Source organism: Pseudomonas sp. GV047 (assembly GCF_003058245.1).
GTDB classification, from domain to species: Bacteria; Pseudomonadota; Gammaproteobacteria; order Pseudomonadales; family Pseudomonadaceae; genus Aquipseudomonas; species Aquipseudomonas marginalis.
The window spans coordinates 161,084-172,524 of sequence record NZ_QCWA01000013.1; the positions used below are offsets into that span (position 1 = coordinate 161,084).

The 11,441-nt window shown below is 59.4% G+C and carries 11 protein-coding genes and 1 tRNA gene; 2 read left to right on the forward strand and 10 right to left on the reverse strand.

Annotation, left to right across the window (positions count from 1 at the left end; translation table 11 throughout):
* Window positions 1–70: 70 nt before the first annotated feature.
* From C8K58_RS26965 to trmJ, 4 genes are all read right to left on the reverse strand, one after another.
* Window positions 71–1,285 (reverse strand): IscS subfamily cysteine desulfurase, encoded by a 1,215-nt coding sequence (locus C8K58_RS26965; protein WP_017530022.1) that lies wholly within the window; start codon window positions 1,283–1,285, stop codon window positions 71–73.
* Between the two features lie 50 nt (window positions 1,286–1,335).
* Window positions 1,336–1,827, reverse strand: coding sequence for a Fe-S cluster assembly transcriptional regulator IscR (gene iscR / locus C8K58_RS26970; RefSeq protein ID WP_003194020.1), 492 nt, complete (start codon window positions 1,825–1,827; stop codon window positions 1,336–1,338).
* A 304-nt stretch (window positions 1,828–2,131) separates the two neighbouring features.
* Window positions 2,132–2,914: a serine O-acetyltransferase gene (gene cysE, locus C8K58_RS26975; RefSeq protein ID WP_092358316.1), complete on the reverse strand. Its 783-nt coding sequence runs from the start codon at window positions 2,912–2,914 to the stop codon at window positions 2,132–2,134.
* Between the two features lie 2 nt (window positions 2,915–2,916).
* Complete coding sequence (trmJ, locus tag C8K58_RS26980) at window positions 2,917–3,687, reverse strand: tRNA (cytosine(32)/uridine(32)-2'-O)-methyltransferase TrmJ (RefSeq protein WP_027605410.1); 771 nt, start codon at window positions 3,685–3,687, stop codon at window positions 2,917–2,919.
* A gap of 145 nt (window positions 3,688–3,832) precedes the next feature.
* Here trmJ and suhB point away from each other — a divergent pair, with 145 nt between their 5' ends.
* Entirely contained in the window at window positions 3,833–4,648 is an 816-nt protein-coding gene (gene suhB, locus C8K58_RS26985) for an inositol-phosphate phosphatase (RefSeq protein WP_003175971.1), read from the forward strand.
* 109 nt (window positions 4,649–4,757) lie between these two features.
* On the opposite strand, the gene C8K58_RS26990 is transcribed toward suhB, so the two are convergent.
* The 6 genes from C8K58_RS26990 to queA all read right to left on the reverse strand — a co-directional run bounded on the left by C8K58_RS26990 (window position 4,758) and on the right by queA (window position 10,832).
* On the reverse strand, window positions 4,758–5,300 hold the full coding sequence (locus tag C8K58_RS26990; protein ID WP_015885750.1) for a glycine zipper 2TM domain-containing protein: 543 nt from the start codon (window positions 5,298–5,300) through the stop codon (window positions 4,758–4,760).
* A 124-nt stretch (window positions 5,301–5,424) separates the two neighbouring features.
* Window positions 5,425–6,339 carry a protein translocase subunit SecF gene (gene secF / locus C8K58_RS26995; protein ID WP_027605409.1) on the reverse strand — a complete coding sequence of 305 codons (915 nt, stop codon included), beginning with the start codon at window positions 6,337–6,339 and terminating at the stop codon, window positions 5,425–5,427.
* 9 nt (window positions 6,340–6,348) lie between these two features.
* A complete protein-coding gene (secD, locus tag C8K58_RS27000) occupies window positions 6,349–8,217 on the reverse strand; it encodes a protein translocase subunit SecD (RefSeq protein ID WP_027605408.1) in 1,869 nt (622 codons plus the stop codon).
* Between the two features lie 62 nt (window positions 8,218–8,279).
* Window positions 8,280–8,618: a preprotein translocase subunit YajC gene (yajC, locus tag C8K58_RS27005; RefSeq protein WP_003175975.1), complete on the reverse strand. Its 339-nt coding sequence runs from the start codon at window positions 8,616–8,618 to the stop codon at window positions 8,280–8,282.
* Between the two features lie 43 nt (window positions 8,619–8,661).
* The gene (tgt, locus tag C8K58_RS27010) at window positions 8,662–9,777 is read right to left on the reverse strand and encodes a tRNA guanosine(34) transglycosylase Tgt (protein ID WP_003175976.1); all 1,116 of its coding nucleotides are present in this window, start codon (window positions 9,775–9,777) and stop codon (window positions 8,662–8,664) included.
* Window positions 9,778–9,782: 5 nt separating this feature from the next.
* Window positions 9,783–10,832: a tRNA preQ1(34) S-adenosylmethionine ribosyltransferase-isomerase QueA gene (queA, locus tag C8K58_RS27015; protein ID WP_065939254.1), complete on the reverse strand. Its 1,050-nt coding sequence runs from the start codon at window positions 10,830–10,832 to the stop codon at window positions 9,783–9,785.
* Between the two features lie 108 nt (window positions 10,833–10,940).
* Here queA and C8K58_RS27020 point away from each other — a divergent pair.
* A tRNA-Leu gene (locus C8K58_RS27020) sits at window positions 10,941–11,025 on the forward strand.
* The last annotated feature ends 416 nt before the right edge of the window (window positions 11,026–11,441 follow it).

Genomic DNA, 11,441 nt, shown 5'->3' on the forward strand with positions numbered 1-11,441 from the left:
TCTGGAACCCTGTAGAAACGCCTGCGTTTTCCGCCACGTTCCTACAGAGCTTGGGTGGCGGCTTCTATAGTTAGTGTGCCGCCCACTCGATCTTGGAAATATCGACACCGTCTTTGTACATGTCCCACAGCGGCGACAGGACACGCAGCTTGTTGACGGCTTCGCAGACCTTCTGCGCGGCGTAGTCGACTTGCTCTTCGGTGGTGAAGCGGCCGAACGTAAAGCGGATCGAGCTGTGTGCCAGTTCGTCGTTGCGGCCCAGGGCGCGCAATACGTACGAAGGCTCAAGCGAAGCCGAGGTGCAGGCCGAACCGGATGAAACCGCCAGGTCCTTGAGCGCCATGATCAGCGACTCGCCTTCGACATAGTTGAAGCTCAAATTCAGGTTGTGCGGTACACGGGCAGTCATGCTGCCGTTGATGTACAGCTCTTCAAGGTTCTCGACCTGCTTGTAGAAGCGATCGCTCAGGGCCTTGATACGTACGTTTTCGGCAGCCATGTCTTCCTTGGCTACGCGGAAGGCTTCGCCCATGCCGACGATCTGGTGGGTCGCCAGGGTGCCCGAACGCATGCCGCGCTCGTGACCGCCGCCGTGCATGGTGGCTTCGATGCGCACGCGTGGCTTGCGGCTCACGTACAGGGCGCCGATGCCTTTGGGGCCATAGGTCTTGTGGGCCGAGAACGACATCAGGTCGACTTTCAGCTTGGACAGGTCGATGTCGACCTTGCCGGTGGACTGGGCAGCGTCGACGTGCAGCAGGATGCCCTTGGAGCGAGTCAGCTCGCCGATGGCCGCGATGTCGTTGATGGTACCGATTTCGTTATTCACGTGGATCACGGAAACCAGGATGGTGTCTTCACGCAGCGCGGCTTCGATCATCGCCGGTGTGACGATACCGTCGGTGGTTGGCTCGAGGTAAGTAACCTCGAAACCTTCACGCTCCAGTTGGCGCATGGTGTCGAGGACAGCCTTGTGCTCAATCTTGGTGGTGATCAGGTGCTTGCCTTTGGTCGCGTAGAAATGCGCCGCGCCCTTGATAGCCAGGTTGTCGGACTCGGTGGCACCGGAGGTCCAGACGATTTCACGCGGGTCTGCGCCAACCAGGTCAGCAACCTGGCGACGAGCGTTCTCGACCGCTTCCTCGGCTTTCCAGCCGAAAACGTGGGAACGGGAGGCCGGGTTGCCGAAGTTTCCGTCGACCAGCAGGCATTCGCTCATCTTTTGCGCGACACGCGGATCAACCGGGGTGGTCGCTGAATAATCAAGGTAAATCGGCAATTTCATGGACTTTCTCCTAAATCAGGCTGGCTGGCGTGCCGTTAGCTCTTCGGCTGTCACTCGACGGCGGACGCTTCGATCTTGTCCAGACGCGGCGCCTTGGTGTTGCAACGGCGCTGGTCCTGACGCTGGGCTACTTCTTGCACCTCACGGCGAGTCACAAGATCAGCCAAGCTGATACCACTCAAAAACTCATGGATCTGCAGGCTCAAGTCACACCACAAGTGGTGCGTCAGGCAGGTGTCGCCGGCGTGGCAGTCACCCAGGCCCTGGCACTTGGTCGCGTCGACGGACTCGTTGACCGCGTCGATCACCTGGGCCACCTGGATGCCCTGCATGTCGCGGGACAGCTGATAACCGCCGCCCGGCCCACGCACACTGGAGACCAGATTGCTGCGGCGCAGCTTGGCGAACAGCTGCTCAAGGTAGGACAGGGAAATGCCTTGGCGCTCGGAGATATCGGCCAGGGACACCGGCCCAGTTTGCGCGTGCAAGGCCAAGTCAAGCATGGCGGTCACCGCGTATCGGCCTTTTGTAGTCAGTCTCATGGACAAGTACCAAGGTGTTTCAGAATGGGAGCAAGTATGCGATTCCCGAGTATTTAAGTCAACTATAAGACCTAGTACTTTAGTCAGGATTACCCGTAAAAAGGGCGCGCGAATCATAGCAGGATGGGGCAGGGACGAACAGCGGCAGCGGGGCGATGGTTCGATATCGAGACGAATGGAGATCAAATGTGGGAGGGGGCTTGCCCCCGATAGCGGTGGATCAGTCAATATATTGGGTGACTGACAGATGGCCATCGGGGCAAGCCCCCCCCTCCCACACGGGCCTAGCAGCAAATGTGAAATCTCAGCCAGCCTTGGTGGCGGGCTCACTCTTGATCTCGGCGAAGTCCTCTTCGCGCAGCTCAGGCAGGTCTTTCGCACAGTAGCTGCTGCCCAACTCCTTCAGCGCGCCGCACATACCGTCCAGCTTGCCGTCCACCGCTTGCAGGTGGTCAAGCAACTGACCGATGGCGCGCGCCACCGGGTCGGGCATGTCTTCGCTGACACCGTAGGCATCGAAACCGATTTTCTCGGCCATGGCCTTGCGCTTGGCTTCCTGCTCATCGCCCACGTCCGGCTTGACGATGATCCGCCCCGGAATCCCCACTACAGTGGCGCCGGCCGGCACGGCCTTGGTCACCACGGCGTTGGAGCCGACCTTGGCGCCAGCGCCTACGGTGAACGGACCAAGCACCTTGGCGCCCGCACCCACCACCACACCATCCTCCAGCGTCGGGTGGCGCTTACCCTTGTTCCAACTGGTGCCGCCCAATGTCACGCCCTGGTAGAGGGTCACGTCATCACCGATCTCGGCCGTCTCACCAATGACGATGCCCATACCGTGATCGATAAAGAAGCGACGTCCCACCTTGGCACCTGGGTGAATCTCGATCCCGGTCAACCAGCGGCCGAAGTTCGACACCAGCCGCGCCAGCCATTTCCAGCCCATATTCCACAAAGCGCCGGACAGGCGATGGATCCAGATCGCGTGCATGCCCGGGTAGCAGGTCAGCACTTCAAAGGCGTTGCGCGCCGCCGGATCACGATGGAAAACACTCTGGATATCTTCTCGCAAACGCTCGAACATTTTTAATCCTTCCGCTTAAGAAGCTCGCCACGGGCCGCTTTCTGGGTTTCCGTGAGAATGCCACGCAATATATTCATTTCCGCCCGGCTGACCGAGCTGCGCCCGTACAGGCGGCGCAGGCGCGCCATCAAGTGTCGAGGCTTTTCCGGATCGAGGAATTCGATGGCCACCAGGGTTTGCTCCAGGTGCTCATAGAACCGCTCCAGCTCGTCCATGGTGGCCAGTTCGCCACTCTTGGTCGACGCCACTTCATCCTTCTCTACCTTGCTCGGCTGGCCTTCAGCGGCCAGCCAGGCCATGCGCACTTCGTAACTCAACACCTGCACCGCTGCTCCGAGGTTCAGCGAACTGAACCCAGGGTCTGATGGAATGTGCACGTGATAATGACATCGTTGCAGCTCTTCATTGGTGAGGCCGGAGTCTTCACGGCCGAATACCAGGGCGATTTCAGCACCGCCGGCCGCCTCTTCCACCACCTTGGTACCGCACTCACGCGGATCCAGCAGCGGCCAGGGGATGCGGCGGTCACGGGCACTGGTGCCAAGCACCAGGTTGCAGCCGACCAAGGCGTCTTCCAGAGTGGCGACCACCTGGGCTTTTTCCAGGATGTCATTGGCGCCGGATGCGCGGGCATCGGCCTCGTGGTGCGGGAACACGCGCGGCTCGACCAGCACCAGGCGCGTCAGCCCCATGTTTTTCATGGCTCGCGCCACCCCGCCGATATTGCCGGGATGACTGGTATTGACCAAGACGACACGAATGTTTTGCAGCAAGGTAGGCGCTCTCGGACACGGGAAAGGGGAGCAAATCTTACAGAACAGCCTAAGGTTATGCCATGAAAGCTAACGTCGTCCTTCACCTGAAGAAAGTTTCTGCTAGAATGCTCGGCTTTCTTTAACAACCTTAGGTGACACATCCATGCAGCCCATGCTGAATATCGCGCTGCGCGCCGCCCGCAGCGCCAGTGAATTGATCTTCCGCTCCATCGAGCGCCTGGATACCATCAAGGTCGACGAAAAAGACGCCAAGGATTATGTGTCCGAGGTGGATCGCGCCGCCGAACAGAAGATCATCGACGCGCTGCGCAAGGCCTACCCTACCCACGGCATCCTCGGCGAGGAAACCGGCCTGCACAAAGGCAGCGGCGAAGGCGAAGACTACCTGTGGATCATCGACCCACTGGATGGCACCACCAACTTCCTGCGCGGCATCCCGCACTTTGCCGTCAGCATTGCCTGCAAATACCGTGGCCGCCTGGAACACGCTGTAGTACTCGATCCTGTTCGCCAGGAAGAATTCACCGCCAGCCGTGGCCGTGGCGCCCAACTGAACGGTCGTCGCCTGCGCGTCAGCGGTCGCACCAGCCTGGACGGCGCCCTGCTGGGTACCGGCTTCCCGTTCCGTGACGACCAGATGGACAACCTGGAAAACTACCTGGGCATGTTCCGCGCCCTGGTTGGCCAGACTGCCGGCATCCGTCGCGCTGGCGCGGCCAGCCTGGACCTGGCCTATGTGGCTGCCGGTCGTTTTGATGCGTTCTGGGAGTCGGGCCTGTCCGAGTGGGACATGGCTGCAGGCGCCCTGCTGATCCAAGAGGCCGGCGGCCTGGTGAGCGACTTCACTGGCGGCCATGACTTCCTGGAAAAAGGCCACGTCGTTGCCGGCAACACCAAATGCTTCAAGGCCGTACTGACGGCGATCCAGCCGCACCTGCCGGCTTCGCTGAAGCGCTAAGCGAGCGAGCAAAAAAAAAGCACCCTGCGGGGTGCTTTTTTTATGCCAGGGATTTGCTTGATGTGAGCTTAAATACCAACAACACCACAAATCAAATACAAGAGAAGACTTACTGCTGGTTCTGGCCCAGGACGAGACGCCCTTCCTTGTCGACTGGAATCTGGCCGCCCGGATCACGATCCATGCGCACCGAACCTTCCTTGCCATCCAAGGTGTAACGCACGTCATAGCCGACGACCTTGTCACTGATGTCGTTGACGGTGTTACAGCGAGTCTGGGTGGTGGTATAGGTATCGCGGTTCTGCATGCCTTCCTGAACCTTGTTACCGGCGTAACCACCACCGACCGCACCGGCCACAGTGGCCAGCTTTTTGCCGTTACCGCCACCGACCTGGTTACCCAACAGGCCACCGGCCAGTGCACCTACCACGGTACCGACGATCTGATGTTGATCCTGCACCGGCTTCTGCCGGGTCACTGCGACGTCCTTGCAGACTTCACGAGGTGTTTTAATCTGGGTTTTCACCGGCTGCACCGCCAGCACTTGCGCATACTCAGGGCCGCTTTTTACCAGGCTGTAGGTGGCAACAGCACCCCCGGCAGTTACACCGACAGCACCCAATACCGCACCAACCAGTAACGACTTGTTCACGTTGAACCTCCTGACCATCACAAACGGACCGAAAGATCCGCGCTATACCCAGCCTTGGAGCAAAAAAAAAGGCACGAGTTCAATACTCGTGCCCTTTTTGTAACAGCAGATCAACAAGCGCCCATCAAGGACGATCGTCGACCTCTTTGCCAGTGGCGGCAGGAGGGATCAGGTCTTCGCTGTTGAGGTTCAGCCAGATCAGCACCACGTTGGCGATGTAGATCGACGAGTAGGTGCCCGCCAGGACGCCGATGAACAGAGCCAGGGAGAAGCCCCACAGGTTGTCGCCGCCGAAGATCATCAGTGCCGCGATCGCCAGCAAGGTGGAGATCGACGTCGCCATGGTCCGCAGCAGGGTCTGGGTGGTGGAGATGTTGATGTTCTCGATCAGCGATGCCTTGCGCAGTACGCGGAAGTTCTCACGAACCCGGTCGAATACCACAATGGTGTCATTGAGGGAGTAACCAATGATCGCCAGTACGGCCGCCAGCACGGTCAGGTCGAAGGTGATCTGGAAGTACGCCAGGATACCCACGGTCACGATCACGTCGTGGATCAGCGACACAATGGCGCCGACACCGAACTTCCACTGAAAGCGGAAAGCCAGGTAGATCATGATGCCGACCAGCGCCATCAGCATGCCGAGGCCGCCCTGGTCGCGCAGTTCTTCACCCACTTGCGGGCCCACGAACTCGACGCGCTTGACCGACGCCGGGTTGTCGCCACCCACCTTCTGCAAGGCCTCGGCTACCTGGTGACCCAGTTGCGGGTCTTCGCCAGGCATGCGCACCAGCAGGTCGGTGGTCGCACCGAAGCTCTGCACGATGGCTTCGTGATAGCCGGCCTTGACCAGCTCACTGCGCACCAGGGTGACGTCGGCAGGCTTCTCGTAGGTCAGCTCGATGAGCGTACCGCCGGTGAAGTCCAGACCGTAGTTCAGGCCCTTATGGAACCAGCTGAACAACGCCAGAACGGTAAGGAGCACGGTGACGCCGAACGCAATGTTGCGAACGCCCATGAAGTTGATTGTACGTAACATGGCAGCCCCTTAAATCCACAACTTCTTGAAGTCACGCCCGCCAAAGATCAGGTTGACCATTGCGCGGGTCACCATGATGGCCGTGAACATCGAGGTAAAGATACCGAGGGACATGGTTACCGCAAAACCCTTGACCGGGCCGGTGCCCATGGCAAAGAGGATCCCGCCGACCAGCAATGTGGTCAGGTTGGAGTCGAGAATCGCGGTAAATGCCCGGCCGAAGCCTTCGTTGATTGCACGCTGTACGGTCATGCCGGCGGCGATCTCTTCACGAATCCGCGAGAAGATCAGCACGTTGGCGTCTACCGCCATACCCATGGTGAGTACGATACCGGCGATACCTGGCAGGGTCAGCGTGGCGCCCAGCAGCGACATCAGGGCCAGCAGCATCACCATGTTGCCCGCCAGGGCCACGGTGGCAATGATGCCGAAGAAGCGGTAGATGGCGATGATGAACAGCGACACGAACAGCATGCCCCACAAGGCCGCGTCGATACCCTTGGTGATGTTGTCGGCACCCAGGCTCGGGCCGATGGTACGTTCTTCAGCGAAATACATCGGCGCAGCCAGGCCGCCGGCACGCAGCAACAGGGCCAGCTCCGAGGATTCGCCCTGGCCGTTCAGGCCGGTGATGCGGAATTGAGCACCCAGCGGCGACTGGATGGTCGCCAGGCTGATGATCTTCTTCTCTTCCTTGAAGGTCTGCACCGGTACGTCTTTCTCGACGCCGTTGACCATTTGCTTGGTGTAGGTGGTCACCGGGCGCTGCTCGATGAAGATCACCGCCATGCTGCGACCCACGTTGCTGCGCGTGGCGCGGCTCATCAGTTCGCCGCCGTGGCCATCCAGGCGGATGTTCACTTCAGGGGTACCGTGCTCGCCGAAACCGGCCTTGGCGTCGGTCACCTGGTCACCGGTGATGATCAAGCCACGCTCGATCAGCGCCGGAGGACGGTTGCCTTCACGGAACTCGAACTCTTCGGAAGTTGCGCGGGAAGCACCCGGCTCAGCCGCAAGACGGAACTCCAGGTTGGCGGTTTTACCCAGGATACGCTTGGCTTCAGCGGTGTCCTGCACGCCCGGCAGCTCAACCACGATGCGGTTGGCGCCCTGACGCTGAACAATCGGCTCGGCCACACCCAGCTCGTTGACGCGGTTACGTACCGTGGTCAAGTTCTGCTTGATGGAGTATTCGCGGATTTCCGCGATCTTGGCCGGGCTCATCGCCAGACGCAGTACCGCCTGACCATTCAGGTCGGCCGGTACGATGTCGAAATCATTGAAGTTCTTGCGGATCAGCGCACGGGCCTGTTCACGGGAAGCTTCGTCAGAGAAGCCCAGCTGGATGGCACCGTTGAGCTGCGGCAGGCTGCGATAACGCAGCTTCTCTTTGCGCAGCAGGCTCTTCACGTCGCCTTCATAGACCTTCAGGCGTGCGTCGAGGGCTTTGTCCATGTCGACTTCCAGCAGGAAGTGCACACCACCGGACAAGTCCAGACCCAGCTTCATCGGGTGCGCGCCAATGCTGCGCAACCACTGCGGGGTGGTCTGTGCCAGGTTCAGCGCAACGACGTAGTCGTCACCCATGGCCTTGCGTACGACATCTTTTGCCGGCAATTGGTCTTCTTGCTTGGTCAGGCGCAACAACCCGCCCTTCGCACCAGCTGCCAATGTTGCCGCTTTAACCTGGATACCCGCGTCGGCCAGTGCCTTGCTCGCGCGTTCCAGGTCAGCCTGGTTGACCTGCAGCGAAGTGCTGGCGCCAGTGATCTGGATCGCCGGGTCATCAGGGTAAAGATTGGGAGCGGAATAAATAAAACCGATCGCCAGCACCGCCAGGATCAGTACGTATTTCCACAGAGGGTATTTGTTCAGCATCACGCCGCCCGCTTATAACGCGGGGCGCCTTGCGCGCCCCGTCGATTGGTAAAGGTTGGAACTTAGATCGCTTTGAGCGTGCCTTTTGGCAGCGTGGCGGCGATGGCGCCCTTCTGGAACTTCATTTCCACGGTGTCGGAGACTTCCAGAACCACGAAAGCATCGGAAACCTTGGTGATCTTGCCCGCGATACCGCCGGTGGTCACGACTTCGTCGCCTTTCTGCAGGCTGCCCAGCAGGTTCTTCTGCTCTTTGGCACGCTTGGCCTGTGGACGCCAGATCATCAGGTAGAAGATGACCAGGAAGCCGACCAGGAAAATCCACTCGAAACCACCGCCCATAGGGCCGGCAGCAGCAGGCGCAGCGGCGTCAGCCATGGCGTTAGAGATAAAAAAGCTCATTTAGCACTCCAGTTGCAAATAGTGAATCTTAGGGTCGGAAAACTCAGTCCAAGGGCGGCACAGGGAGCCCGCGCTTGGCATAGAAGGCATCGACGAAGGCGGCCAATGTACCCTGTTGAATAGCCTCGCGCAAACCAGCCATCAGGACTTGGTAGTGACGCAAATTGTGGATGGTATTCAACATGCTACCCAGCATTTCCCCGCATTTGTCCAGATGGTGCAGATAAGCACGGGAGAAGTTCTGGCAGGTGTAGCAATCACAGGTGGGATCCAGCGGCGAATCATCATGGCGATGGAACGCGTTACGGATCTTGAGCACGCCTGTATCGATGAACAGATGCCCATTGCGGGCATTACGGGTTGGCATCACGCAATCGAACATGTCCACACCGCGGCGCACACCCTCTACGAGATCTTCGGGTTTGCCAACGCCCATAAGGTAACGAGGTTTGTCAGCGGGCATCAGGCCTGGCAGGTAGTCCAGTACCTTGATCATCTCGTGCTTCGGTTCGCCCACCGACAGACCGCCGATGGCCAGGCCGTCAAAACCGATCTTGTCGAGGCCTTCCAGCGAGCGCTTGCGCAAGCTTTCATGCATGCCGCCCTGGACGATACCGAACAGCGCCGCGGTGTTGTCGCCATGGGCATTCTTCGAACGCTGGGCCCAACGCAGGGACAGCTCCATGGAAATCCGCGCGACGTCTTCATCGGCCGGGTACGGCGTGCACTCGTCGAAAATCATCACGATGTCCGAGCCCAGGTCGCGTTGCACCTGCATGGACTCTTCCGGCCCCATGAATACCTTGGAACCGTCCACCGGAGAGGCGAAGGTCACGCCCTCCTCCTTGATCTTGCGCATGGCACCCAGGCTGAACACCTGGAAGCCACCCGAGTCCGTGAGGATCGGGCCCTGCCACTTCATGAAGTCATGCAGGTCGCCATGCTTCTTGATCACTTCAGTGCCTGGACGCAGCCACAGGTGGAAGGTGTTGCCGAGGATGATCTCGGCGCCGGTGGCGACGATGTCACGCGGCAGCATGCCTTTGACGGTGCCGTAGGTGCCCACGGGCATGAATGCCGGGGTCTCTACCGTACCGCGCGGAAACGTCAGGCGGCCGCGACGGGCCTTGCCGTCGGTGGCGAGCAATTCAAACGACATACGACTCATAGTTGTTCCTCTGGGCCGCGCGGCGCCGGATTACGGGTGATAAACATCGCATCACCGTAGCTGAAAAAACGGTATCCATTGTCGATGGCTGCTTTATACGCCGCCATTGTTTCGGGATAACCCGCGAAGGCCGACACCAGCATCAACAGCGTGGATTCCGGCAAATGGAAGTTGGTCACCAGGCAGTCGACCACATGGAACGGCCGGCCTGGGTAAATAAAGATATCGGTGTCGCCACTGAACGGTTTGAGCACGCCATCACGCGCCGCGCTCTCAAGGGAGCGCACGCTGGTGGTGCCCACCGCAACCACCCGCCCGCCGCGCGCCTTGCAGGCGCTAACTGCGTCCACGACGTCCTGGCTGACTTCCAGCCATTCGCTGTGCATATGGTGGTCTTCGATGTTATCCACACGCACCGGCTGAAACGTGCCGGCCCCCACGTGCAGGGTCACATAGGCGGTCTCGACGCCCTTGGCGGCAATCGCATCCAGCAGCAGCTGGTCAAAATGCAGCCCGGCAGTCGGCGCGGCAACCGCACCGAGGCGCTGGGAATAGACCGTTTGATAGCGCTCACGGTCCGAGTCTTCGTCCGGGCGGTCGATATAAGGAGGCAACGGCATATGGCCGACACGCTCCAGCAACGGCAAAACCTCTTCTGCGAACCGGAGTTCGAACAGCGCATCATGACGCGCCACCATCTCGGCTTCACCGCCACCCTCGATGAGGATGCTCGAACCCGGTTTCGGCGACTTGCTGGAGCGTACATGGGCCAGCACACGATGGCTGTCCAACACCCGTTCCACCAGAATTTCCAGCTTGCCGCCGGATGCTTTCTGGCCAAACAGCCGTGCCGGGATGACCCGGGTATTGTTGAACACCATCAGATCGCCCGGACGCAAATGCTCAAGCAAATCAGTGAATTGACGGTGTGCGAGGGTGCCGCTGGCCCCGTCCAGGGTCAGCAGTCGACTGGCGCGACGCTCGGCCAAAGGGTGGCGAGCAATCAGCGAATCCGGGAGTTCAAAAGTAAAGTCAGCAACGCGCATGATGGGGTTCGTCTAGCAGGGCCGGGAAGTCTAGCGGAAATAGTGAAAATAGACCATGAAACGTGATTGACCAACGGTAATCTCATCTCTATACTTCGCCGCCATTGAGCCCTGATGGCGGAATTGGTAGACGCGGCGGATTCAAAATCCGTTTTCGAAAGGAGTGGGAGTTCGAGTCTCCCTCGGGGCACCATCTTAAAGAAAGACCTTGAATTTCAAGGTCTTTTTTTTCGTCTGCAGAAAAGCGCCCTGAGGCCGCGACAGCCCCAGAGAGCGAGATAGTGCGACTCCCCCTCAACCCCCATCATAAAGTCCAGCAGGCCCACTCACAGGCCTTGCGAGGACACTAAAGCGACCCTTGGTTACCCCTGGACCTACCCAAAGTACTGCTAGCACTTCGAGCGGAGATCCTGTTTCCTTTAATGGGCATGGACTTTAGCACTGAAGACCCTGCCGAGGCGCCTCTTCGCACTTTCCGAGCGCCCAAAACAAAACCCCATCTGCTTTCGCAAATGGGGTTTCGGAATTTAATCTTGACGATGACCTACTCTCACATGGGGAAACCCCACACTACCATCGGCGATGCATCGTTTCACTGCTGAGTTCGGG